Raw genomic sequence first — 17,144 nt, forward strand, 5'->3', positions numbered from 1 at the left:
GTGGCAACTCAGAAGTATATGATAATGCATGTGTACGTGGCAACGTAGAGGTACGTGGTAACGCATGTGTACGTGGCAACTCAGAGATATCTGGCAATATAGAGATGTCTGGTGACGCAGAGATATCTGGTAATGCATGGGTATCTGGCAAGCTGCATTAAAAAGAGATTTAACCGCAGAAGAAAAAACACGATATATTAAAGAAACTGCCCACGAATGTATGATGTTAATGATTGGGTTAAGTTGCTCATTGGATGAAGCATATAATACGCTGATGAATTAAAAACGGAGGTAAGGTAAATGAAATGTGATGAATGTACATGCACTTATGAATCATGTTCTTGTAAATTGCCAGGTTCAAAATGTGCTTACGAAACTGATGACGAAAAAGACGATGGAGTAAGAAAAATAAACCAAGATGATTAGAGAACATGGGAAACAGAAAGAAAAAGAAGTAAGAGAAACGGAGGACAAATAATATGAGCATTACAAAATTGATCGAGTTACTTCCAGATAGCGTCAAGTGTGACACTGTAGATTTTAAAGATGTTCGGTTGATGGATGGTCGTAGCGCCATCCGTGTTACTATTGACAGACTTCTTACCCAGGAAGAGAAAGATAAAATGACCAGTAAGAGATTTGTTGGTCTTGACTGCGTAGGTTTTTACAAATATGCACCGGAAATCAAAAAATCATATTTCTATGTGGTTTAGTGAGGTAAGGGGAAAATGAGAGAATTTAATGTAGATATTGAAATGTTTAAAAAGAAATTTGATGAAGAATATGATTTTTTGTATAAAAATCGAGATCAAGTTGCAGGTTTTAATGAAGCAGTAGAAGCCGGAGACAAATTCTTAAATGATCATGGAGATTTTGTTGGAAAATTTGCAAATTATAGAGGCGATTTTATTACAAGTGATAGAGAGGTTGCAGCATTTATGTTTGCACTTGATAGTTTGACGGAGGGGTAATGGAAATGAAAGAAAACCAGATCTGTTATTTCATAGAAAATGATATGGTTATTTTTGGTGCATACAGCTATAAAAGCACATGTACACATGTTGTAAAAAGGCTCAGAACACCAGAAGTTCGGTTGATTAATGGAATTCCGTTTGATGAATTTGAATCAGAAATTGAGTTCAAAAAGTTACCTAAAGACTGGACCTATAACACAAGACTTTGGGAAGAATCTATTGACCAATGGAAATATGAAAAATATGTTGCAGAATTTGGAACTGTCAATGTAAAAGATACAAAAAGAATACAGGAGTTGTTTGACAATGGTTTATTAGTGATTGCTCCAATAGTTGATAAATTTATTGAAGCAGAAATTGACCATGGTTTTTATAGAATAGTTAAAAAAGCGCATGGCTATCCACTTGGATATGGTGAGCACAATGATTATTATCCTGATGATGTGTTTGATACATACGAGGAATGTGAAAAACATTTAAAGATTCAAAGGGAAAACAGATATAAAAATCATATCTACTGTAGACTTTTAGATGTATATGAAAACATTGATTGGGCTTTAGAAAAATATGAAGCGGATCATGGTGGAAGAGAAATTGAATTTATAAAGCAAAAGCTTTTATCCATTCCAAGGATTTGGGAATACATGTTTAGATACTATAAAGGTCAGATTCTTAAAGGAAAGCGTGAAGAGAAAAACGAAGAATGGGAAGTAATTGCATGAGTAAAGAAGATCTAATTCAGTTGATGGATTTATTAACTGAATATAGTGAAACATATTGTGAACCAGATATTAAACAGTATGCAGATATTAAAGATAAGAGCGAATTTGCTGTGATGCTTATGGTATCAGAGCATAAAAGAGTAATCGAACAGATTAAGGAAATTATCTGCTTAAACTTTTAAACAATAAAACGGAAATTTTAAGGGGGAATTTTACATGCAATATATAGTACTCGAAAGAAAAGTTTACGAGCGTTACTCTGTTGTTGATGCAGATGATCCGGAAGAAGCAAAAGAAATTTCTAGAAATAAATCATATGAGAATGATGAACCAGCCACTTATGTGGGAACCGAATATATTGCGTCAGAAATTTTAAGAGTAAGAAAGGAAAATTAAAATGAAAAAGTATAGTGTAACTTATCACGAAACATATGAAGAGAATTATGAAGTCGAAGCCAACTCGCCGGAAGAAGCAGAGGAAATTCTTCGAGAAAGAATTAGAGAGGGCAAAGAAGATGGTCCAGAACAGTGCAGTGACAGTTGGTGTGATGTAACAGAACTATAAAATCAACATTTATAGGGAGACACAAAATGGATATTAATTTTGACAAATTAGCAATTGCTATCATTGACGAATTTGAATCTGACAGAGAGTATTCTGGCCGAGATGAAATTGTTAAGGGAATGGAGTATGTACTTAATAAATATACTTCAGAACATGATCGAGAAATTATTGATCAAATGCTTATGACATTTACTGGATGGACTCTACAAACACTGCTTGAAAAGGCAGAAGAAGTATCAGATGAAGAAATTGAAGAACTATAAAATCCGCATTTTGTAAGGGGAGATAAAATATGTATAAGGTAAAATATGAAAAATATCGTTACGGCTATGGTGGAACACAAGAAGTAAAAATATTTTCTTCGTTAGAGGAAATTGCAGATTGGCTATTTGGAATGGTAAAAGGGAAATATGAAGGCTCTATGTTCTTTGTTAATCCTGATGACAAAAATGATAAAGAATTGCATTTAGATAGTTCTTGTATTTCATCAAGGGATGATGAAAGATACTGTTACTGGGTTGAACAGATTGAAAAAGACGGATTAATTATTTATTCTTGTGGAACGTTCACAAACGGAGTGTGCTATTGGAATGAGGAAGTAAAACAGTGGTTAAGGGAATGTATTCAGCGAAAAGAGAATCCTCAGTTCAATTTTGGGTAAGGGAGATGAAAACATGACATTCGAGGAAGCGAAAAAGAGACCAGACTATAAGTTTGTGCTTAATGGAATTGAAAACGATATTGAAGATATTCGAAATAATTATATGAAAAGTTTATATGAGTATGGTGATCCGGAAAGAGGAATTGCTATTCTTCAACTTGGATATGTAGATGTTGAAGTAAATTTGATGACATATGAACAATCTGGAAAACATCCTGGTGATAAACGTCCAATTATTGATTACTTTTCCTGTATTAAATGGGGAGAGGGAGATAATGATTGGAGATCTGATGATTATGTCGATCATGATATTAATGTAAATTGGGTTTTAGACAACTGGGCAGAACAGCTTGAAAGGGATATGTTTGAAGCTCTTAATAAATATGTTGTCCAAAAAGGTTATAGTTATGATCACGCTAATTAGTAAAGGAGATGAGAATTATGACAGTAGGTCAGCTAATTGATGGATTAAAGCATTACGATTCAGAATCTGATATAACTATTCTTGATAATCACAATGGTAATCAGTATGATATTAATTTTATCATTGAAGATGAAAAGAAAAATTCACAAGTAATAATAGTATTTTGATGGAGATAAAATTCGTATTTGATCGGAGGAGAAAAATGGAATATTCAAAAATTGTAAAAAAAGAATGCCCAATGTGCGGTAAAACATATTTTGTTAAATTAACAGAAGTTGAATATGATCAGTACAAAAAATATATTGCATATGGAAGCTTGATTCAGAATGCCCTTTCAAACACAAGTCCAACAGTAAGGGAATTTTTGAAAACTGGGTATTGTCCAGACTGCCAGAAATTATTGTTTGGAAAATGTGAGCAGAAAGAATTGTTCTTTTCTTATGACGATATTAGAGAAGATGTTACAAAAGAGTTCTGTGAAAGGCATGAAAATATATTAGATGCTCTCACGTCTGATGATGCTGATGTTTTGACAGAAGAAGAGTGGCTATTACTAATGTATGAGTTTTAGTGAAAGGAGCAATGGAAATGGCATATTACCATAGTCCAAAAGAGTATGAAGCAAAAACAGGAAAACGTTTTTCTGATAAAGGAGCATCAATTCACAGAACTGGATCTGTAAGGGGAATGGTTAAATTAGGATACTGGGATAAAGATACAGATAAGGTAAGGTGTGGAAGCTACATTTATCTGCAAAATAATTTTAGGTAAAAATTATAATCTACGGAGGTATTTTAATGTATAGAGTAGAGTGGATCGATGATGAAGGAAATCTTAAAATTAAAAGAGGTTTTAAAAAATCAGAACTGGCGCATCTGTGGATTGAAAAGATGCATTTAAAAATAGACAGTTTCCCAATGGTATTTTATGAGGGAGAGGGAGAAAACGATGACTAAATTAGAAAATATGGCAGCCGATGAATTTAAAAAGTTGCCGAAAAAGAAACAGAAAGAGATTAACAAGGCAAAACGCATTCCGGTAGCAAAACCTGGACATGAGTTTAATAAAAGTAATGTTCGGTGTAAACGCTGGAATACGGATGAGTGATGGAGGTACTACATGAAAGGATTTGATTTACCTGTAATGGATGGAACACGAAAAAGTTTTTATGGAAAGGCAAAAGTAATTGAACACGATAATGGAGATATATGTCTGATAAGTTATTCAACATTGGTTGCTAGAATACATAATGGAAATTTTGAGAAGTTATGGGATGGATATAGTGCTACAACAATGCGGCATATAAATTCATTCCTTTTATTTTACAATCTTCCAGGTGGTGGAAAGTTGTGGTGGAATAAATTAGAGGTGGTGGCATGACTGAAAGAGAGAGAAATCTAATTAAAAGTAACCTAAAAGCTTTCGTACATAATTTTGGAACAGTTCGTATTGAGAAAGAAAATTGTGGTAAAGGCTTTTATGTGTTTTATCCGGAGGATAGTGATTCATATATCCAGTATTGCTATAGCATTGAGTACCTGGATGGTTGGCTTTATGGATGTGTTCAAGGCAAACTAAGATTAAAGCTAACTGATGAAAGGGAGTGTGAGTTATATGGCTAAAAGATTTAGAAATCCAGAGATGGTCGAAGCATACAATGTTGCCGGATTCAGAGAGAGATACGTAATGGAAAATGGAAATAAAAGTACAGTGTATCTAAATGGACATAAATGTTGCAAGTTTACATATTCAAAAGATGTTGATTATCAGGATGCTAATGGAGCCTTATATGATACTGTCGAGAAAAGATGGAGGGCTTAATATGTTAAAAGATATTAAAGATGCAAAAGAAATTAGCTGCTATGACGCACTGACAGGAAGATATACTGGTGAAGAGGACGGTTGGCAGAAATGGAAAGATTTAGATGAAGATACAAGTTATGAAGTGTTTTGCTTATGTCGTGAATTTGTAGCAAAAACAGCTAGGGGAAATCGGAAAACAAGAATTATGAATAAAGGAAAAAATTATGTTGAGCCTTGTGGAATTCTCAGAAGACTTGCATATAACTTTAAGAGAGGTGAAATTGAGTATACTGCTGGCCAAGATTACAATGAAGAAATGAAAACATTAAGAGGAATTTTTGATTAAAGGAGGATAAAAATATGTTTAAACTTACAATTAATACAGGTAATGCAGCTTTTCACGATGAGTATAATGATGATAAGGCTTATGACAAATACTGTGAGGCAGAAGAAATTTCCAGAATTTTAAAAGAAGTCATTGATAAACTTGAGTATGGTTGTGAGTCAGGCGTTTTAATTGATATCAATGGAAATAAAGTTGGAGAATGGAGCCGGTAAAAGGGAGGTTTTACGATGAGAGAGATAATTAAAAAGTTCAATGTTTACCAGTATTCTGAACTATCTGATGAAGCGAAAGCAAAAGTTCGGAGTTGGTATATTGACGATCCATTTAGAGCAGAAGAATTAACTGACATGATTAACGAAGATTTGAAAAATTTGTTTCCTAACAGCAAACTTAAAGTTGAATGGAGTTTATCATCTTGCCAGGGTGACGGAGTAAATGTCTACGGTGATTTGTGCTTTATGGATTTAGTAAATATGGTACAAAATCATTTGTGTGGAGATAACTACAAAGCTTTTGAGAATTTCTTTTCATGGAAGGAAATTAAAACTGCAAAGTTTTATTCTGAATATTGTGGCGATGTAAAATTACCATCTAATAGAATGGGATATACGTATTGTTATGTCAGTCAAATTGATCTCGAAGCTGATTTTACATATGAGATGTCACATTTTAGGAATATCAATTTAGATTTACTAGGCAAAATGGAAGCTTATGTCAAGATGGTAATTAGGAAATACTGTTTAGATTGGGAAGAAATAGGTTATAAATACCTGTATGAACCTGATGAAGAAGAAGTTGAAGAAGCTTGTGATGGAAACGAATGGGAGTTTCTTGAAGATGGAACATATTATGCAGCATAAATTATAAGACAACTGGGAAGTACATGGTACCAGTTGTCTTTTTTAGTACAAAAATGGAGGTAAGAAAAATGATTAAAATTCTTGTAAGATTAGATTTTTTCTATGACGATGAAGATGCAATTGATCAATTTATATTGATGGTAAAAAGTGGCACATCATTTGATGACGTAGAGGACGAATTGCTGAAAGCTCATAAATTTCTTTGCAAAGAAGATGAAACGGATTTGTATGGAAAATGTGGAAGAATACCACTTACATTAATTAACTATGTTTGCGAAAAAAATGGATGGAAATATTACAATTTAGAGTATGATATTGACTTAAATCTTGACTGAAAGGCAGTAAGGAAAAATGATTAGATGCGCAATGGATATATCAATTCCAGAAAATGACAAATGTGATATATGCTGTATTCATTGTAGTGATAAAAATTGTGAATATAGATGTGTTGGAGTCGATAAATGTAAAACAGAAGATGAAATTAAGAAATATTGTATTAATGCATATTAAATGGAGGTAAGAGAGAATGAACAAAATGAAAGAAATTTTAAGTCACAGTGGCAGCGCAGAGATGATGATTATTTATTATATGCTTGACAAGGGAATTGAAAATTTAAAATCCATTACAGAAGATGATATAAAAACTGTAAGAGGAAATGGGTTAATGACAGAAGAGTTTTGCCAGTCAATTGTTAGAACTGCGGTTCGGATTGCAAATGAGTGTGATACTCATGAAATTTTACAATACATCAGATGTGAAGCATGGTTTACTCCTGCAGTAAAAGAAATCGAAATATGTAAGGCAGTAAGGTCAAATTACAGTTGGGAATATTTATGTAATGAGATGGATGTTGATCCAGAAGAAACAGATTATATGAAATTAAAATTTATTGTGGAGGAACTGTAATGAACAAAACATTAGATATTACTCTTGATGAGTTATTAAAAAAACTTGGCAAGACAAAAGAAGATTTAGTAATGGAGTTGGATGAACTTAATAAGTGGATGGAAACAACTAACTATAGACATGGTTTTACCGGAATGGAAAGGTTCGTTTCATTAGGCTATATGTTTTATAAGAAAAAAATTTTCGAAGGTAAGGTTGATGATGTATTGAATCGTGCAGATGATTGGGGTTATGACATCAGTTGGGAAGAAGCTGAAGAAGTTGTTATATTGTTTCAAGGAATTTATGACTGTAACTTAAGTGAGAATGACCAGATTGAGAATTGTATCAAAACTGTTATACAGAAAGGAAACTGAAAAATGGCAGAAATTATTAATATGATTAACATAAGTGCAAATAGTTTTAGTGATTTGAAAACATATTTGGATAAAAAGCCTGAGTATCTATTATTCTCAAGCCCATCAGGTGCAGCATTAAAAGTTGATCTTGAACAACAGGACGAGAGCAGTTCCGGTAAAGCAAAAAATTCCGTAATTCGGTGGTGTGAACAGATTATAGAAATTGTTAATAATTATTATTCAAAAGAAAATCCAAATGCAGATGTATATTTTAATTCAATTAAACAGATATGTGAAGCAATTAAAATTGCTGCAGGTTGTGTGGAATAAAATGTAGATTTTGTGGAGGTATAAAAAATGAAGATATTAGCATTTTGTGATGTTGACAAGGGAATTTTAAAAGATGCAGCAGGTCACACTTACATAGACGATGACGATTATAGTGCAGATGATATTCTTAGTGACTTTGACAATGAATTTAATTGGCTTAATCAGTCTGGTGTAAATCTTGATGGATTTACAGAGTTTGATTCTTATGAAGAAGACGAAGAATACCAGGCGTACATATTTAGACATGAATCTGGATATGTGCCAAGCGGAAAAGCTACACTCAATAAAATGTTGTGTGAAGAGAGATTGATGAAACGTCTGCATGAGCTGCCAGAAGAGAAATACGATGTAACTCGGTATAAAATCTTGAAGAGAACAGTGTATACAGTTTGTACAAAATACGAGGAGGTGTGCTGATTATGACGACAAGAGAAAAGATTAGGCAAGTAGAGTTGTTAAATACCAGTACTCCTGAAGGTATAATTATTGATTCAGACACAATTTTGGCCGATTTGTTATCAAATGTAGATAATGAAATCTCAGGTTTCTCACAAGATATTTTTAATATTTATAAGAGAAGTAAGGATAAAGATGCTGTAAAACAAATGTTCTTTGAATTTACAGATACGGAATTTGATGATTACTTGGATAAATGTATGAAAGAGATTACGAGAGGTAATTAATATGAGAAGAACGCCACAGATTATAGTTAAACAGACAGAGGAATGGCTGGATGAACGATGGAGAATTTTATGGATGGATAATCCACCAAGGCAGGCTGATCTAAGTTATTACAATGGTGCAATTAAAGCTGTAGAGTTTCTTGGATATAGTTGGAAAAGAGATGAAAACGGAAAACATACTATTATAAAGGACTGATGTAATGTTAAAACAAATAACCTTAATGAAGAAGTGTTAACTGCTATTGAACAGTTAGTAAGCAAAATTGAAAGCGAGGTTTGATAAATGGAAGAAATTACATGGACATTTTTTGTATTGGACTTTGATGACACATTTGATAATGAAGAGCCGGATAGTTTAGGATGTGCCCCATTAGTTTTTATGGTTCCAGAAAGTCAAATAGATGCTGTTAAATACTTAGCGTATGATGCTCACGATGCTTTTCATGAAGATATTGAGTGTGACACAAGTATTGGAGAATTTTTCACAAATTTTCTTGATGAAAATAAAATTCCATATATGGAAATTGGTACAATTTCATTGCCTTTTATCAAGAGAAGTTGCAATTATTTGGCTGATGATATACATATGGTATCAATCTGATAAAAGAGATATTTGGTCGGAGGTATTTTATGAAGCAGTGTTTATGGACCGGTGAAGAGCTTGAGCCATGGAGTTATAAAACCTCACTCAATAATGGAATTGCAGTTGGAATTTTTGATGGTATGTGTGGTAAAACAAAAGCATTGGTAAATGTTGAAAATTTTGATGCAGGAAAAACTTTCGATAAAAGAATCGTTATTAATAAAGAACTTGCTGAAAAATATGGATTCAAAATAGTGATTAGATAGGGGGCAGAACTATGGCAAAGAAATTTATTTATACAAAAGTACAGGATCTTGGTAAGATTGGTGATAAAACTGTTGAGATTGGTCACTACATAGTAGATGGTAAAGTAATGCCAGATAAAGTTTATATGGTAAATCACTTTACAAGAAAGAATGGAAACGAGGATAGTAAGGCAACTGCAATTTGTGCAATTGGTGAAGCAAAGGAAATTGGAAAGTTGCTTATGGAAATAAAATAGCAATTTTGTTCTGAAGAAGGGAGATTGAAAATATGAGAATAGAAAAAAGAGAAAAGACGGTATACGAAGAAATTTATATTGCAGATGATGGAACACAATTTGATACAGAGCGTCATTGTTTAAATTATGAAAAAGAAATTAAAATGCAAAAAATGAAAATAATGCAGAGAAATTAAGAGTACATGAACTTGATGATTTAATGCCATTAATTGATACCGAAACATATGAAGACCATGAGTATGTTTGGTATAAATTGGAAAGCGAAAAAGATTTTAATACTTTAAAAGAAGCATTTGAATATTCAAAAGATTTTACTGTACCAGATGGCTATCCGACATTTTATTGTGTAGAATCTTTTGGTTACGACAATATATACGCGAACGATAATGCATGGACATGCACGCTTAATGAATGTAAAGATGCTGCAGTAGAGTTTTGGGAAAGATTTGGTTACAAGCTAACATTTAAAAAGGTTGGTGATGTTAATGCAGGTACTATTTAGAAAAGATAAATATACGAATGAGGTCATTGCGTTTCTTCCTGAGATACCAGTAAACACCGGCATGATAATGAGTTATATGCACATAGGGCAGCACGATGAGGCTGCTCTTTCTTATTACTGGGATACAGTTAAAGCAAATAAGGAAGAATATAATGATCTGTATGATGAGCTATGTGAAATATACGAAGAGAAATTACGAATAAAGCAAAGGATCAATTATGATTTGTTGAGAGATTCCTGGAGGTGAAAACATGACTTTTGATGAAACAGATTTTGCAAAACGTGTCCCAAAGAAAATATTAGACCGCACAAAAGAAAATATGGAAGTATATAATATGGGTTTATATGACTCGTTTAAAGAGGCAGTAAGAGAACTTTCAAAGCCAGGAACTAAATTATGGAAAGCGTGGTACTATGATGATTTTAGAGAATATATACCATGCGTTTATATTTCGGAATATTTAAATTTTAAGAAATATCCACTGAAATATAAAGATAAATAAAACAAGAATTCTACAAGAGAATTGAGGTGAACATATGTCAAAGAGAAAATACTTAGTAACAGTAGTTGAAACATATAAACATACTTATCTTGTAAAAGCTAATTCTAAAAGTGAAGCGGAAGATATTGTTATGAGAAATTCAAATGGATGTGATAGCTGTGGACATGATTTTTGTGGAACTGATTATGTTATAAGATTACCGAAAAAGGAAGACAATTTAGATTTATATGATGTATGTGAAGATAGATGAGGTGAAGCCAAATGAACAATGTGAATGTAAGAATAAAATATAGAACAGGTAAGTATACACCAATTGATAAAAATGTAGAAGAAGTTGTTTCGTGTTCTGAGTCACAAGCAATTCATGATTTAGTTTCAAAATTTCTATATTTCAATCCAAACTATAAAATTGAAATAATTGAATCTGAAATTATAAAAAATAAAACAAGATTTTCATTGGAAGAATGGAGAAAAGATATGACCTATTTAGAATTAGCAAGAAAGATAAAGAGTGCATATAAGGAATTAAAGCAAGATGAATTATATAAATTTTACAATGTCATATGGAATAATGTCCTTGGAGAGTCAGAAATTACAGTTGAAAATGATGCTGGATTTAGAGCAATTATTATTGGTAATACATGTGGTGTAAAAAAATCAAGAGGTTATATGTATTTGTTCTATACCAATGATGACACAGAATCATTTCCGACTGTTAAAGAAATAGAACACAGATTAAAAGTAGTTGCAAATCAAGAAATTTTAACAGATAAAAATGCGGATTATTTTGATTGGGAACAGTATGGTTCTTTAGAAGCGCAGAGAAAATATTTTTCAGAAATAATTTTAAATGCAATAAAACGATGATTTGAAAGGAGGATAATATGGTTAAGGACGCAACATTTATTTCAGTTTGGGATGGTGGTTTCGAATTACTTAGCAGCTGTAAGGTAAACACAGAAACAAGAGAAGTATTTAATATTGAACAATTTGAAGATGCAGTTGACGATGATGGAGATGAGTTAGAAAACCTCATTAGAGAATATATAATTGTGAATGGTACAGAATACTGTGTTGAAAGTGCTGATTCTAAAACAGATAAAGATTATTGGTATAAATAAATTATAATATAAAGTGAATGATTGGAGTAGAATAATATACAGAGAATACAAATTTGAAAGAGCTGCTTGAAGATTATGAATTATGGCAGATTAAGTAGTCTGGAGGTGTGGTATGAAATATAAGATAGGTCAAGAAATTCCAATAGTAATTAACAGCATATTTAAGCAAGGAAAACTTGTTGATACAACTGTAATAGTTCGGAAAATCATTGGTAATATTGTTTTTGTACAGATACCCATGGAGTATGATACATACCAAAATTTATATGGTACAGAAGATCAGCTGGATAATTTGATTGAAAATAAAAGTCGTATTTGATTGGAGGAAATGTTATGACGAGAGACGAATTACGGAAAGAATTAAAATCTGGTGTGAAATTAGAGGATATATTTGAATTCACAGATGGTCAGGATTGTCTGATTTATAAAGGAAAATTTCTTCCTGGTATTATTGGAGATGATATTTGTTATATTTCTGATCTTTCTTTAGTTGATATCCCAGTTAATAAGAGTATTGTCAAAAGTTATGAAATTGATAGCGTTATGGGTCGGTGTTATACAACAAACGACTTTATAAAAGAATGCAATGGGCATGAAAATATTGCAGAAGATTTATTTAATTATGTTGATTGGCAAACTCCTGATATTAATGATTTTATGGAAGGGTACGATGATAAGGAGCAGTTTTTTAAAGAATATAGATTTCCTATGGACGATTTGTTTGTAACAGAAAAAATGAAAGATTTATTATCCAGAATTGCAGATTTAGCAGCACAGGCTTCAGATGAGGTTTATGACGATGACGATGATAATGGAACCTATGGAATTCTTTCTCTTTGTGACCAGCTATATGAGAAGATTAATAGATACTTGGAGCGTGATAGCGATGACTAAATATCAGCAAGCGAAAAATAAAATACGTGATCTGGCTGCAGATTGGCAGTCGGATTTTGAAAACAACAATTACTCCTGGTTGGAATTACTCCAATGGCAGGAGTTTTTTAGTACAAAGGCAAAACGATATGGATTGGTAAATGAATTTCGTGAGAACGGAATTATTTGAAAGGAGAAGATATAGATGAAAGAGACAATTGAGTATTTAAAAAAGGACCGGAAAGTAAATGACACTTTTATGAAAAAGCTTCAGAAAGTAGGATTTGAAATTGATTATACACGATGTGGTTATTGGAATAATGTAGAATGCGTTCGGATTGGAAGAAGCTGCATACCCTTGTATGAAACACACTTTTCTGATAATGGAAATTCAGAGTCATTAGATTATAGATATTAGAATGATGTAATTAAAGATATCTACAACGCACTTGAAAAAGAAAAGAAAAAGCAGAAGAATCAGATAAGATGGTTGACGATTTCTTTGCAAAACTTGGATTAAAGGAGGGTTAACAATGGAAATTGCAAGAATGTGGACACTGAGTACAGCGCATATTTCAAGAGAAACAGACAAATGGTTAATAGGGCAAGTAAAAGAACCGACTGAGGGATTATGCGTGTATAAAAAAACTGGTGGATATTTTGTTTATGTGCCAGATGATTTTGATTATGAAGAAATGAATCTTCCGGAAGATATTGAAACAATAATTGCTTTTGCAATTGGATGTGGAGTAGATTGGATCTGTCTTGATTCCGATGGTCCGATTGAGAATGGATTTAAAACATATGAATGGTGAGGATAAATTATGACTGAAATAGAAAAACAGAAATGTTATAAAGCAATGTGGGAAGGAATCAGGAACGGAAGAGAAGCACAAGAAGTTTTCAAGCGAACCAATATATCTGCGGTACAGATGAGGTTTGCTGATCAGAAAATTGGTTATGCTCAAGGAGTTAACCAGGCACTTGCTTACATTGGTTATAGACATCCAGATATGAAAATGTTATGGGATGTAATTTGAAAAAGGTGATTAAATGAGAGAAGAATGGGTTTGTACAGATTCAGATAGCAGTCAGTATTGTAAGATAAATTCAGATGGAACATATAGTTTCATAGAAAAGGTATGGTTAGATACTTGTAAGGGAGATCCTGGATATCCAGATAAATCATATACAGTAAAAACTGCTTTTGTCGATCTCGATGATTATACAGAGCATGAAAAGGAATGTAATATTTCCGGATATTACGATTCTATTGAATCATTAAGAGAAATTTATGATGATTATTCTGATCAGATTATTGCGGAATGTATTTTTGAAGAAATGACAGATGGCAGCGCTTCAACTACTGAAATGATGACAGAAAAAGAAGCAGATGATTATATTCAGAAATACATTTCAGAAAGATAAAATCGAGTTTTTACGGAGGTAGCAAAAATGGGAACAACAGTTGGAGATTTGCTTTCATTACAAAATGGTTCTTTTGGAACAGTAAAAATATACAATAGAAAGGAAATATTTTCAGGATCTGTTAAAAAAGCCATGGAATTATATTCTAAGTACAATGTGGTGAGCTTTGGAACAAATTGGTATGAAGATTTGTGTATATATGTAGAAATAGATTAATATAAAATCAACTTTTTATCGGAGGTGCAAAAATGTTTAGTTTTGATTGGACTGATTTTACAGAAAAAGATTTAATAGAATTGAATAAAAGTAAAAATCCAATGGTTTTGGTTTATGGATATATATACATAGAAAAAAATAACAAAAAGTATATTGCAGATATTCAATGGAGTACAGTTTCAGCATTTGGGTTTCATGGATTTTCAATTAATATATATGAATCCAACGAGTTTTATAGTCACTGTAAATGGATTAATGATATACAACTAATTAAATCTGCCAAAAATTATAAAAGATTTAAAACCAGAGTGGAAAGTGAAATTAAAAAAATGTTGGAGGGATCAAATGAAGATAGGTGACAAGGTTTGTGTAACAATGCTACCAAGTAAAGATATTAATGGAAAGGATTATGATGAAAAAGGAGCAGGTGGTGTTGTATTGAAAATAAAAGAAAATAGTACAATCATTAAATTATTTGATGGTGCCGTTATAGAGGCAGAAGGAACTGATTTTGATGAATATTAAACACAGAGGAAAGCGAAAATGAATTATAAATATGAAATTTTAATAAAAAGTGGAACAGGTCAATATTATGATTATGGTAACTGTGATTGTTTAATTAAAAAATGTGAAACGCCGTTTCTTCCGAGAATAGGCGAAACCATTCAAATTAATTTTAATAAGATAAATGAAAATACAGGAAAGAAATGTATACAATATTATAAATTCTTAGTTCGTGATATTCAGTATTGGATTAATGAGGATAAGAATGGAATCTACGTTTATGTAATCCCAATTGATGGATATAAATGCTAATGGATGAAGATTGGAGGTAAACGAAAATGGCAGAAATTACGGTATTTGATTTATGTAGTTTATATATAGAACATGATGAAGAAGTGGTTATATGGAATGTTCAGGAAGAGAAAGAAGTATTTAGAGGGGCATTTACAGAAGCTATGTATAGTAGCGAGTTTGCAGATTATGTTGTAGGTAGTTTTGGAATTGAAAATGGAATTATATGCATCAATATTGACTGATAAAATACATGTTTTGTGAGGTGTAAAATGGCAAGAAGAGAATGGACAGTAGAGGAAGAGAAATATATGAATAAGTATTATTTACGTCAACCTACCAAGCGAACTGCAAAAGCTCTTAATCGAAGTATTGAATCTGTTAGTAAAAAAGCCGTACAAATGAGAATCAATACATATTATGATGGATATTTAAGTGCTCATGTACTTGCTGAATGTTTTAGTACAAATACACAGGTAATCAAACGGTGGGTAGAAAAATTCAATCTTCCAGCAATTAAAATAAATGATTCAAAGAATAGAACTAGATATCAGATAGATCCAGAGAATTTTTGGAAATGGGCAGATGATCACCGAAACGTAATTAATTGGTCTGGCTATGATTTATGTTCAATACTTCCGGAACCACAGTGGGTAGAATTTGAACAATTAAGATATAAAACAAAACGACATTGTAGAAATTTTACTGCAAATGAAATAGTGCAGATTAAACATATGCTGCGTAGATGTATGACATATAAAGAGATAGCTGAAAAGCTTGGACGGACAGAGCGAAGTATTGAAGCAAAAGTAAGAAAAATTGCATAAGGAGTGATAAATATGATGAATTATAGACCTAAACATGGCGATATGGAACTTTGGCTAATTTGCGCCGCGACTAATGGAGATAATGATAAAATTCTCGAAATGGTTAACGAGAAAGATGGAACATATCCGGTAAAATTTGAAGTTGGTGGAGTTGAATTGGATTTTTCAGTAGTTGCAAAGAGAATTGAGGACTCTATTGATGAGCTGGTTGCATCAAAAGCACAAGAATTTCTGGATGATAAATATGAAAATTTAATTAAGGGCATAAGTGACATCCAGGAGCGAATATATGATCAGAAAGAAAAGTTTTTCAAATATAAAGATGAGTGAGGTAAATGGAAATGGATCGGCTTGATAAAGTAATGAAATATCTCCATAGTAACACAGCTCAAGGACGGACCGATGGGGATCAGCTTATTCAATTAGCATGTAATTGTATTAAATATGCAGATTTCTATACAGGACGTAGTTCAAAGAACTGGACAGCAAGGGAATTATTCGATGGTGTCTTAACAGAGGACCAGATAAAAGAAGTTTTTGATTCGGAGGTATAAAATGGATAATAAGAGAAATGGAAATAAAAAATATGTAATGATAGTAACGAGTGAAGATGATAGATACAATCCAAATGCTCCATACGATGGTGTTGGTGTACAGCTTGGATTTTTTGCAGATAACCCTTGGGAAGGCAGATTTGAATGTTGTATAGATGGAGATAGTTTTGGAGAATTATGCGAAGAAATGGAAAGAACTGATGTAGGAGGTCTTTTTTATCAGCTTTACGAGAATAAATATGGAAACCGCATTAGTTATGGTACTATCGATTATGATGCTATTCAGGATGAAATTGATGAATATGAAATTAAGAATGTAGATGATATTGATGCATCATCATATGACGTTCAGTATAGAGATGAAATACTTTTAAAAGCATATAACTTAGAATATGCAAAAATGTGTAAAAAATATTTCCAGGAAAAAATACTTAATGGTGCATTTGATGAGAAATGGAGTATTAGACCAGAAGAAAGAAGAGTTGTTGCAGATGAAATTGTCATTATTCCTGTAAACTAATGAAGAATATAAAATTGGTGTTATATTTATAAAAGGAATTTATAGATGATGCATGAATTAAGAAAACTTTATATTGATTATAATTCAATATTCCGTCCATCAAAAGA

General features: G+C 32.2%; 54 protein-coding genes. All 54 read left to right on the top strand.

The window, feature by feature from the left end; all coding sequences use genetic code 11:
* Positions 1–300 precede the first annotated feature (300 nt).
* The 54 genes from DW904_RS24720 to DW904_RS21345 all read left to right on the top strand — a co-directional run bounded on the left by DW904_RS24720 (position 301) and on the right by DW904_RS21345 (position 17,037).
* Positions 301–426, top strand: a complete 126-nt coding sequence (locus DW904_RS24720; protein WP_279254415.1) for a hypothetical protein — start codon at positions 301–303, stop codon at positions 424–426.
* Positions 427–479: 53 nt separating this feature from the next.
* A complete protein-coding gene (locus tag DW904_RS21115; protein WP_118584111.1) occupies positions 480–713 on the top strand; it encodes a hypothetical protein in 234 nt (77 codons plus the stop codon).
* Positions 714–728: 15 nt separating this feature from the next.
* Complete coding sequence (locus tag DW904_RS21120) at positions 729–971, top strand: hypothetical protein (RefSeq protein ID WP_118584112.1); 243 nt, start codon at positions 729–731, stop codon at positions 969–971.
* Positions 971–1,696, top strand: a complete 726-nt coding sequence (locus DW904_RS21125) for a hypothetical protein (RefSeq protein WP_118584113.1) — start codon at positions 971–973, stop codon at positions 1,694–1,696. The genes DW904_RS21120 and DW904_RS21125 overlap by 1 nt, the downstream gene beginning before the upstream one ends.
* Positions 1,693–1,878: a hypothetical protein gene (locus DW904_RS21130; RefSeq protein WP_118584114.1), complete on the top strand. Its 186-nt coding sequence runs from the start codon at positions 1,693–1,695 to the stop codon at positions 1,876–1,878. Before DW904_RS21125 ends, DW904_RS21130 begins: the two co-directional genes overlap by 4 nt.
* A 34-nt stretch (positions 1,879–1,912) precedes the next feature.
* Positions 1,913–2,092, top strand: coding sequence for a hypothetical protein (locus DW904_RS21135; protein WP_118584115.1), 180 nt, complete (start codon positions 1,913–1,915; stop codon positions 2,090–2,092).
* 1 nt (position 2,093) lies between these two features.
* Entirely contained in the window at positions 2,094–2,261 is a 168-nt protein-coding gene (locus DW904_RS23155; RefSeq protein WP_202187797.1) for a hypothetical protein, read from the top strand.
* Positions 2,262–2,287: 26 nt separating this feature from the next.
* Positions 2,288–2,524: a hypothetical protein gene (locus DW904_RS21140; RefSeq protein WP_118584116.1), complete on the top strand. Its 237-nt coding sequence runs from the start codon at positions 2,288–2,290 to the stop codon at positions 2,522–2,524.
* 29 nt (positions 2,525–2,553) lie between these two features.
* Positions 2,554–2,922, top strand: coding sequence for a hypothetical protein (locus DW904_RS21145; protein ID WP_118584117.1), 369 nt, complete (start codon positions 2,554–2,556; stop codon positions 2,920–2,922).
* 13 nt (positions 2,923–2,935) lie between these two features.
* Positions 2,936–3,346 carry a hypothetical protein gene (locus DW904_RS21150; RefSeq protein WP_118584118.1) on the top strand — a complete coding sequence of 137 codons (411 nt, stop codon included), beginning with the start codon at positions 2,936–2,938 and terminating at the stop codon, positions 3,344–3,346.
* Positions 3,347–3,363: 17 nt separating this feature from the next.
* Positions 3,364–3,513 (top strand): hypothetical protein, encoded by a 150-nt coding sequence (locus DW904_RS23160; protein ID WP_202187798.1) that lies wholly within the window; start codon positions 3,364–3,366, stop codon positions 3,511–3,513.
* A 35-nt stretch (positions 3,514–3,548) separates the two neighbouring features.
* Positions 3,549–3,917: a hypothetical protein gene (locus DW904_RS21155; protein WP_118584119.1), complete on the top strand. Its 369-nt coding sequence runs from the start codon at positions 3,549–3,551 to the stop codon at positions 3,915–3,917.
* A gap of 17 nt (positions 3,918–3,934) precedes the next feature.
* Complete coding sequence (locus tag DW904_RS21160; protein WP_118584120.1) at positions 3,935–4,117, top strand: hypothetical protein; 183 nt, start codon at positions 3,935–3,937, stop codon at positions 4,115–4,117.
* A 26-nt stretch (positions 4,118–4,143) separates the two neighbouring features.
* Positions 4,144–4,302, top strand: coding sequence for a hypothetical protein (locus tag DW904_RS23165; protein ID WP_173769202.1), 159 nt, complete (start codon positions 4,144–4,146; stop codon positions 4,300–4,302).
* Positions 4,295–4,453, top strand: coding sequence for a hypothetical protein (locus tag DW904_RS23170; RefSeq protein WP_173769201.1), 159 nt, complete (start codon positions 4,295–4,297; stop codon positions 4,451–4,453). Before DW904_RS23165 ends, DW904_RS23170 begins: the two co-directional genes overlap by 8 nt.
* 12 nt (positions 4,454–4,465) lie before the next feature.
* A complete protein-coding gene (locus DW904_RS21165) occupies positions 4,466–4,726 on the top strand; it encodes a hypothetical protein (RefSeq protein ID WP_118584121.1) in 261 nt (86 codons plus the stop codon).
* On the top strand, positions 4,723–4,968 hold the full coding sequence (locus DW904_RS21170) for a hypothetical protein (protein ID WP_118584122.1): 246 nt from the start codon (positions 4,723–4,725) through the stop codon (positions 4,966–4,968). Before DW904_RS21165 ends, DW904_RS21170 begins: the two co-directional genes overlap by 4 nt.
* Entirely contained in the window at positions 4,961–5,167 is a 207-nt protein-coding gene (locus DW904_RS21175; protein WP_118584123.1) for a hypothetical protein, read from the top strand. Before DW904_RS21170 ends, DW904_RS21175 begins: the two co-directional genes overlap by 8 nt.
* A gap of 1 nt (position 5,168) precedes the next feature.
* Positions 5,169–5,495, top strand: coding sequence for a hypothetical protein (locus tag DW904_RS21180; RefSeq protein WP_118584124.1), 327 nt, complete (start codon positions 5,169–5,171; stop codon positions 5,493–5,495).
* A 14-nt stretch (positions 5,496–5,509) separates the two neighbouring features.
* Complete coding sequence (locus tag DW904_RS21185) at positions 5,510–5,707, top strand: hypothetical protein (RefSeq protein WP_118584125.1); 198 nt, start codon at positions 5,510–5,512, stop codon at positions 5,705–5,707.
* Positions 5,708–5,722: 15 nt separating this feature from the next.
* Positions 5,723–6,355, top strand: coding sequence for a hypothetical protein (locus tag DW904_RS21190; protein ID WP_118584126.1), 633 nt, complete (start codon positions 5,723–5,725; stop codon positions 6,353–6,355).
* A 68-nt stretch (positions 6,356–6,423) separates the two neighbouring features.
* The gene (locus DW904_RS21195) at positions 6,424–6,690 is read left to right on the top strand and encodes a hypothetical protein (RefSeq protein ID WP_118584127.1); all 267 of its coding nucleotides are present in this window, start codon (positions 6,424–6,426) and stop codon (positions 6,688–6,690) included.
* Positions 6,691–6,881: 191 nt separating this feature from the next.
* Positions 6,882–7,262 (top strand): hypothetical protein, encoded by a 381-nt coding sequence (locus tag DW904_RS21200; protein WP_118584128.1) that lies wholly within the window; start codon positions 6,882–6,884, stop codon positions 7,260–7,262.
* Positions 7,262–7,618 carry a hypothetical protein gene (locus tag DW904_RS21205; protein ID WP_118584129.1) on the top strand — a complete coding sequence of 119 codons (357 nt, stop codon included), beginning with the start codon at positions 7,262–7,264 and terminating at the stop codon, positions 7,616–7,618. Before DW904_RS21200 ends, DW904_RS21205 begins: the two co-directional genes overlap by 1 nt.
* Before the next feature lie 3 nt (positions 7,619–7,621).
* A complete protein-coding gene (locus DW904_RS21210; RefSeq protein WP_118584130.1) occupies positions 7,622–7,930 on the top strand; it encodes a hypothetical protein in 309 nt (102 codons plus the stop codon).
* 27 nt (positions 7,931–7,957) lie between these two features.
* Positions 7,958–8,347: a hypothetical protein gene (locus DW904_RS21215; RefSeq protein WP_118584131.1), complete on the top strand. Its 390-nt coding sequence runs from the start codon at positions 7,958–7,960 to the stop codon at positions 8,345–8,347.
* A 2-nt stretch (positions 8,348–8,349) separates the two neighbouring features.
* The gene (locus tag DW904_RS21220) at positions 8,350–8,613 is read left to right on the top strand and encodes a hypothetical protein (protein ID WP_118584132.1); all 264 of its coding nucleotides are present in this window, start codon (positions 8,350–8,352) and stop codon (positions 8,611–8,613) included.
* 1 nt (position 8,614) lies between these two features.
* Positions 8,615–8,809: a hypothetical protein gene (locus DW904_RS21225; protein ID WP_118584133.1), complete on the top strand. Its 195-nt coding sequence runs from the start codon at positions 8,615–8,617 to the stop codon at positions 8,807–8,809.
* A gap of 87 nt (positions 8,810–8,896) precedes the next feature.
* The gene (locus DW904_RS21230; protein ID WP_118584134.1) at positions 8,897–9,214 is read left to right on the top strand and encodes a hypothetical protein; all 318 of its coding nucleotides are present in this window, start codon (positions 8,897–8,899) and stop codon (positions 9,212–9,214) included.
* A 29-nt stretch (positions 9,215–9,243) separates the two neighbouring features.
* On the top strand, positions 9,244–9,462 hold the full coding sequence (locus tag DW904_RS21235) for a hypothetical protein (protein WP_118584135.1): 219 nt from the start codon (positions 9,244–9,246) through the stop codon (positions 9,460–9,462).
* Between the two features lie 11 nt (positions 9,463–9,473).
* Positions 9,474–9,698, top strand: coding sequence for a hypothetical protein (locus DW904_RS21240; protein WP_118584136.1), 225 nt, complete (start codon positions 9,474–9,476; stop codon positions 9,696–9,698).
* 32 nt (positions 9,699–9,730) lie between these two features.
* A complete protein-coding gene (locus DW904_RS23175) occupies positions 9,731–9,874 on the top strand; it encodes a hypothetical protein (protein ID WP_202187799.1) in 144 nt (47 codons plus the stop codon).
* Positions 9,875–9,897: 23 nt separating this feature from the next.
* Positions 9,898–10,200 carry a hypothetical protein gene (locus DW904_RS21245; protein ID WP_118584137.1) on the top strand — a complete coding sequence of 101 codons (303 nt, stop codon included), beginning with the start codon at positions 9,898–9,900 and terminating at the stop codon, positions 10,198–10,200.
* Complete coding sequence (locus DW904_RS21250; RefSeq protein ID WP_118584138.1) at positions 10,178–10,447, top strand: hypothetical protein; 270 nt, start codon at positions 10,178–10,180, stop codon at positions 10,445–10,447. The genes DW904_RS21245 and DW904_RS21250 overlap by 23 nt, the downstream gene beginning before the upstream one ends.
* 4 nt (positions 10,448–10,451) lie before the next feature.
* Positions 10,452–10,703: a hypothetical protein gene (locus DW904_RS21255; RefSeq protein WP_118584139.1), complete on the top strand. Its 252-nt coding sequence runs from the start codon at positions 10,452–10,454 to the stop codon at positions 10,701–10,703.
* Positions 10,704–10,737: 34 nt separating this feature from the next.
* Positions 10,738–10,953: a hypothetical protein gene (locus DW904_RS21260; protein WP_118584140.1), complete on the top strand. Its 216-nt coding sequence runs from the start codon at positions 10,738–10,740 to the stop codon at positions 10,951–10,953.
* 11 nt (positions 10,954–10,964) lie between these two features.
* Positions 10,965–11,570, top strand: a complete 606-nt coding sequence (locus DW904_RS21265; RefSeq protein ID WP_118584141.1) for a hypothetical protein — start codon at positions 10,965–10,967, stop codon at positions 11,568–11,570.
* Between the two features lie 17 nt (positions 11,571–11,587).
* Entirely contained in the window at positions 11,588–11,824 is a 237-nt protein-coding gene (locus DW904_RS21270; RefSeq protein ID WP_118584142.1) for a hypothetical protein, read from the top strand.
* A 112-nt stretch (positions 11,825–11,936) separates the two neighbouring features.
* Positions 11,937–12,143: a hypothetical protein gene (locus tag DW904_RS21275; protein WP_118584143.1), complete on the top strand. Its 207-nt coding sequence runs from the start codon at positions 11,937–11,939 to the stop codon at positions 12,141–12,143.
* A 14-nt stretch (positions 12,144–12,157) separates the two neighbouring features.
* Positions 12,158–12,718 (top strand): hypothetical protein, encoded by a 561-nt coding sequence (locus tag DW904_RS21280; RefSeq protein ID WP_118584144.1) that lies wholly within the window; start codon positions 12,158–12,160, stop codon positions 12,716–12,718.
* On the top strand, positions 12,711–12,887 hold the full coding sequence (locus tag DW904_RS23180) for a hypothetical protein (protein ID WP_202187800.1): 177 nt from the start codon (positions 12,711–12,713) through the stop codon (positions 12,885–12,887). The genes DW904_RS21280 and DW904_RS23180 overlap by 8 nt, the downstream gene beginning before the upstream one ends.
* Before the next feature lie 15 nt (positions 12,888–12,902).
* Positions 12,903–13,115: a hypothetical protein gene (locus DW904_RS21285; protein WP_118584145.1), complete on the top strand. Its 213-nt coding sequence runs from the start codon at positions 12,903–12,905 to the stop codon at positions 13,113–13,115.
* 115 nt (positions 13,116–13,230) lie between these two features.
* Positions 13,231–13,512, top strand: coding sequence for a hypothetical protein (locus DW904_RS21290; protein ID WP_207664940.1), 282 nt, complete (start codon positions 13,231–13,233; stop codon positions 13,510–13,512).
* Between the two features lie 9 nt (positions 13,513–13,521).
* Positions 13,522–13,737 carry a hypothetical protein gene (locus DW904_RS21295; RefSeq protein WP_118584146.1) on the top strand — a complete coding sequence of 72 codons (216 nt, stop codon included), beginning with the start codon at positions 13,522–13,524 and terminating at the stop codon, positions 13,735–13,737.
* Positions 13,738–13,750: 13 nt separating this feature from the next.
* Positions 13,751–14,125 carry a hypothetical protein gene (locus DW904_RS21300; RefSeq protein WP_118584147.1) on the top strand — a complete coding sequence of 125 codons (375 nt, stop codon included), beginning with the start codon at positions 13,751–13,753 and terminating at the stop codon, positions 14,123–14,125.
* Between the two features lie 27 nt (positions 14,126–14,152).
* Positions 14,153–14,341 carry a hypothetical protein gene (locus DW904_RS21305; protein ID WP_118584148.1) on the top strand — a complete coding sequence of 63 codons (189 nt, stop codon included), beginning with the start codon at positions 14,153–14,155 and terminating at the stop codon, positions 14,339–14,341.
* 32 nt (positions 14,342–14,373) lie between these two features.
* Positions 14,374–14,700: a hypothetical protein gene (locus tag DW904_RS21310; protein ID WP_118584149.1), complete on the top strand. Its 327-nt coding sequence runs from the start codon at positions 14,374–14,376 to the stop codon at positions 14,698–14,700.
* Positions 14,687–14,866: a hypothetical protein gene (locus DW904_RS21315; protein ID WP_118584150.1), complete on the top strand. Its 180-nt coding sequence runs from the start codon at positions 14,687–14,689 to the stop codon at positions 14,864–14,866. Before DW904_RS21310 ends, DW904_RS21315 begins: the two co-directional genes overlap by 14 nt.
* A gap of 18 nt (positions 14,867–14,884) precedes the next feature.
* The gene (locus DW904_RS21320; RefSeq protein WP_118584151.1) at positions 14,885–15,157 is read left to right on the top strand and encodes a hypothetical protein; all 273 of its coding nucleotides are present in this window, start codon (positions 14,885–14,887) and stop codon (positions 15,155–15,157) included.
* A gap of 26 nt (positions 15,158–15,183) precedes the next feature.
* Positions 15,184–15,381, top strand: coding sequence for a hypothetical protein (locus DW904_RS21325; protein ID WP_118584152.1), 198 nt, complete (start codon positions 15,184–15,186; stop codon positions 15,379–15,381).
* Between the two features lie 27 nt (positions 15,382–15,408).
* Positions 15,409–15,963 (top strand): response regulator transcription factor, encoded by a 555-nt coding sequence (locus DW904_RS21330; RefSeq protein ID WP_118584153.1) that lies wholly within the window; start codon positions 15,409–15,411, stop codon positions 15,961–15,963.
* A gap of 12 nt (positions 15,964–15,975) precedes the next feature.
* On the top strand, positions 15,976–16,293 hold the full coding sequence (locus DW904_RS21335; protein ID WP_118584154.1) for a hypothetical protein: 318 nt from the start codon (positions 15,976–15,978) through the stop codon (positions 16,291–16,293).
* Between the two features lie 11 nt (positions 16,294–16,304).
* Positions 16,305–16,517: a hypothetical protein gene (locus DW904_RS21340; protein ID WP_147422362.1), complete on the top strand. Its 213-nt coding sequence runs from the start codon at positions 16,305–16,307 to the stop codon at positions 16,515–16,517.
* 1 nt (position 16,518) lies between these two features.
* The gene (locus DW904_RS21345; RefSeq protein WP_118584156.1) at positions 16,519–17,037 is read left to right on the top strand and encodes a hypothetical protein; all 519 of its coding nucleotides are present in this window, start codon (positions 16,519–16,521) and stop codon (positions 17,035–17,037) included.
* The last annotated feature ends 107 nt before the right edge of the window (positions 17,038–17,144 follow it).

The sequence above is a fragment of the Ruminococcus sp. AM42-11 genome (genome assembly GCF_003480145.1).
GTDB classification, from domain to species: Bacteria; Bacillota; Clostridia; order Lachnospirales; family Lachnospiraceae; genus Blautia_A; species Blautia_A faecis.

What these genes read in the sequence shown, in the direction of transcription:
- DW904_RS24720 (WP_279254415.1), top strand. Translation starts at nt 301, where the DNA reads ATGAAATGTGATGAATGTACATGCACTTATGAATCATGTTCTTGTAAA.
- DW904_RS21115 (WP_118584111.1), top strand. Translation starts at nt 480, where the DNA reads ATGAGCATTACAAAATTGATCGAGTTACTTCCAGATAGCGTCAAGTGT.
- DW904_RS21120 (WP_118584112.1), top strand. Translation starts at nt 729, where the DNA reads ATGAGAGAATTTAATGTAGATATTGAAATGTTTAAAAAGAAATTTGAT.
- DW904_RS21125 (WP_118584113.1), top strand. Translation starts at nt 971, where the DNA reads ATGGAAATGAAAGAAAACCAGATCTGTTATTTCATAGAAAATGATATG.
- DW904_RS21130 (WP_118584114.1), top strand. Translation starts at nt 1,693, where the DNA reads ATGAGTAAAGAAGATCTAATTCAGTTGATGGATTTATTAACTGAATAT.
- DW904_RS21135 (WP_118584115.1), top strand. Translation starts at nt 1,913, where the DNA reads ATGCAATATATAGTACTCGAAAGAAAAGTTTACGAGCGTTACTCTGTT.
- DW904_RS23155 (WP_202187797.1), top strand. Translation starts at nt 2,094, where the DNA reads ATGAAAAAGTATAGTGTAACTTATCACGAAACATATGAAGAGAATTAT.
- DW904_RS21140 (WP_118584116.1), top strand. Translation starts at nt 2,288, where the DNA reads ATGGATATTAATTTTGACAAATTAGCAATTGCTATCATTGACGAATTT.
- DW904_RS21145 (WP_118584117.1), top strand. Translation starts at nt 2,554, where the DNA reads ATGTATAAGGTAAAATATGAAAAATATCGTTACGGCTATGGTGGAACA.
- DW904_RS21150 (WP_118584118.1), top strand. Translation starts at nt 2,936, where the DNA reads ATGACATTCGAGGAAGCGAAAAAGAGACCAGACTATAAGTTTGTGCTT.
- DW904_RS23160 (WP_202187798.1), top strand. Translation starts at nt 3,364, where the DNA reads ATGACAGTAGGTCAGCTAATTGATGGATTAAAGCATTACGATTCAGAA.
- DW904_RS21155 (WP_118584119.1), top strand. Translation starts at nt 3,549, where the DNA reads ATGGAATATTCAAAAATTGTAAAAAAAGAATGCCCAATGTGCGGTAAA.
- DW904_RS21160 (WP_118584120.1), top strand. Translation starts at nt 3,935, where the DNA reads ATGGCATATTACCATAGTCCAAAAGAGTATGAAGCAAAAACAGGAAAA.
- DW904_RS23165 (WP_173769202.1), top strand. Translation starts at nt 4,144, where the DNA reads ATGTATAGAGTAGAGTGGATCGATGATGAAGGAAATCTTAAAATTAAA.
- DW904_RS23170 (WP_173769201.1), top strand. Translation starts at nt 4,295, where the DNA reads ATGACTAAATTAGAAAATATGGCAGCCGATGAATTTAAAAAGTTGCCG.
- DW904_RS21165 (WP_118584121.1), top strand. Translation starts at nt 4,466, where the DNA reads ATGAAAGGATTTGATTTACCTGTAATGGATGGAACACGAAAAAGTTTT.
- DW904_RS21170 (WP_118584122.1), top strand. Translation starts at nt 4,723, where the DNA reads ATGACTGAAAGAGAGAGAAATCTAATTAAAAGTAACCTAAAAGCTTTC.
- DW904_RS21175 (WP_118584123.1), top strand. Translation starts at nt 4,961, where the DNA reads ATGGCTAAAAGATTTAGAAATCCAGAGATGGTCGAAGCATACAATGTT.
- DW904_RS21180 (WP_118584124.1), top strand. Translation starts at nt 5,169, where the DNA reads ATGTTAAAAGATATTAAAGATGCAAAAGAAATTAGCTGCTATGACGCA.
- DW904_RS21185 (WP_118584125.1), top strand. Translation starts at nt 5,510, where the DNA reads ATGTTTAAACTTACAATTAATACAGGTAATGCAGCTTTTCACGATGAG.
- DW904_RS21190 (WP_118584126.1), top strand. Translation starts at nt 5,723, where the DNA reads ATGAGAGAGATAATTAAAAAGTTCAATGTTTACCAGTATTCTGAACTA.
- DW904_RS21195 (WP_118584127.1), top strand. Translation starts at nt 6,424, where the DNA reads ATGATTAAAATTCTTGTAAGATTAGATTTTTTCTATGACGATGAAGAT.
- DW904_RS21200 (WP_118584128.1), top strand. Translation starts at nt 6,882, where the DNA reads ATGAACAAAATGAAAGAAATTTTAAGTCACAGTGGCAGCGCAGAGATG.
- DW904_RS21205 (WP_118584129.1), top strand. Translation starts at nt 7,262, where the DNA reads ATGAACAAAACATTAGATATTACTCTTGATGAGTTATTAAAAAAACTT.
- DW904_RS21210 (WP_118584130.1), top strand. Translation starts at nt 7,622, where the DNA reads ATGGCAGAAATTATTAATATGATTAACATAAGTGCAAATAGTTTTAGT.
- DW904_RS21215 (WP_118584131.1), top strand. Translation starts at nt 7,958, where the DNA reads ATGAAGATATTAGCATTTTGTGATGTTGACAAGGGAATTTTAAAAGAT.
- DW904_RS21220 (WP_118584132.1), top strand. Translation starts at nt 8,350, where the DNA reads ATGACGACAAGAGAAAAGATTAGGCAAGTAGAGTTGTTAAATACCAGT.
- DW904_RS21225 (WP_118584133.1), top strand. Translation starts at nt 8,615, where the DNA reads ATGAGAAGAACGCCACAGATTATAGTTAAACAGACAGAGGAATGGCTG.
- DW904_RS21230 (WP_118584134.1), top strand. Translation starts at nt 8,897, where the DNA reads ATGGAAGAAATTACATGGACATTTTTTGTATTGGACTTTGATGACACA.
- DW904_RS21235 (WP_118584135.1), top strand. Translation starts at nt 9,244, where the DNA reads ATGAAGCAGTGTTTATGGACCGGTGAAGAGCTTGAGCCATGGAGTTAT.
- DW904_RS21240 (WP_118584136.1), top strand. Translation starts at nt 9,474, where the DNA reads ATGGCAAAGAAATTTATTTATACAAAAGTACAGGATCTTGGTAAGATT.
- DW904_RS23175 (WP_202187799.1), top strand. Translation starts at nt 9,731, where the DNA reads ATGAGAATAGAAAAAAGAGAAAAGACGGTATACGAAGAAATTTATATT.
- DW904_RS21245 (WP_118584137.1), top strand. Translation starts at nt 9,898, where the DNA reads ATGCCATTAATTGATACCGAAACATATGAAGACCATGAGTATGTTTGG.
- DW904_RS21250 (WP_118584138.1), top strand. Translation starts at nt 10,178, where the DNA reads ATGTTAATGCAGGTACTATTTAGAAAAGATAAATATACGAATGAGGTC.
- DW904_RS21255 (WP_118584139.1), top strand. Translation starts at nt 10,452, where the DNA reads ATGACTTTTGATGAAACAGATTTTGCAAAACGTGTCCCAAAGAAAATA.
- DW904_RS21260 (WP_118584140.1), top strand. Translation starts at nt 10,738, where the DNA reads ATGTCAAAGAGAAAATACTTAGTAACAGTAGTTGAAACATATAAACAT.
- DW904_RS21265 (WP_118584141.1), top strand. Translation starts at nt 10,965, where the DNA reads ATGAACAATGTGAATGTAAGAATAAAATATAGAACAGGTAAGTATACA.
- DW904_RS21270 (WP_118584142.1), top strand. Translation starts at nt 11,588, where the DNA reads ATGGTTAAGGACGCAACATTTATTTCAGTTTGGGATGGTGGTTTCGAA.
- DW904_RS21275 (WP_118584143.1), top strand. Translation starts at nt 11,937, where the DNA reads ATGAAATATAAGATAGGTCAAGAAATTCCAATAGTAATTAACAGCATA.
- DW904_RS21280 (WP_118584144.1), top strand. Translation starts at nt 12,158, where the DNA reads ATGACGAGAGACGAATTACGGAAAGAATTAAAATCTGGTGTGAAATTA.
- DW904_RS23180 (WP_202187800.1), top strand. Translation starts at nt 12,711, where the DNA reads ATGACTAAATATCAGCAAGCGAAAAATAAAATACGTGATCTGGCTGCA.
- DW904_RS21285 (WP_118584145.1), top strand. Translation starts at nt 12,903, where the DNA reads ATGAAAGAGACAATTGAGTATTTAAAAAAGGACCGGAAAGTAAATGAC.
- DW904_RS21290 (WP_207664940.1), top strand. Translation starts at nt 13,231, where the DNA reads ATGGAAATTGCAAGAATGTGGACACTGAGTACAGCGCATATTTCAAGA.
- DW904_RS21295 (WP_118584146.1), top strand. Translation starts at nt 13,522, where the DNA reads ATGACTGAAATAGAAAAACAGAAATGTTATAAAGCAATGTGGGAAGGA.
- DW904_RS21300 (WP_118584147.1), top strand. Translation starts at nt 13,751, where the DNA reads ATGAGAGAAGAATGGGTTTGTACAGATTCAGATAGCAGTCAGTATTGT.
- DW904_RS21305 (WP_118584148.1), top strand. Translation starts at nt 14,153, where the DNA reads ATGGGAACAACAGTTGGAGATTTGCTTTCATTACAAAATGGTTCTTTT.
- DW904_RS21310 (WP_118584149.1), top strand. Translation starts at nt 14,374, where the DNA reads ATGTTTAGTTTTGATTGGACTGATTTTACAGAAAAAGATTTAATAGAA.
- DW904_RS21315 (WP_118584150.1), top strand. Translation starts at nt 14,687, where the DNA reads ATGAAGATAGGTGACAAGGTTTGTGTAACAATGCTACCAAGTAAAGAT.
- DW904_RS21320 (WP_118584151.1), top strand. Translation starts at nt 14,885, where the DNA reads ATGAATTATAAATATGAAATTTTAATAAAAAGTGGAACAGGTCAATAT.
- DW904_RS21325 (WP_118584152.1), top strand. Translation starts at nt 15,184, where the DNA reads ATGGCAGAAATTACGGTATTTGATTTATGTAGTTTATATATAGAACAT.
- DW904_RS21330 (WP_118584153.1), top strand. Translation starts at nt 15,409, where the DNA reads ATGGCAAGAAGAGAATGGACAGTAGAGGAAGAGAAATATATGAATAAG.
- DW904_RS21335 (WP_118584154.1), top strand. Translation starts at nt 15,976, where the DNA reads ATGATGAATTATAGACCTAAACATGGCGATATGGAACTTTGGCTAATT.
- DW904_RS21340 (WP_147422362.1), top strand. Translation starts at nt 16,305, where the DNA reads ATGGATCGGCTTGATAAAGTAATGAAATATCTCCATAGTAACACAGCT.
- DW904_RS21345 (WP_118584156.1), top strand. Translation starts at nt 16,519, where the DNA reads ATGGATAATAAGAGAAATGGAAATAAAAAATATGTAATGATAGTAACG.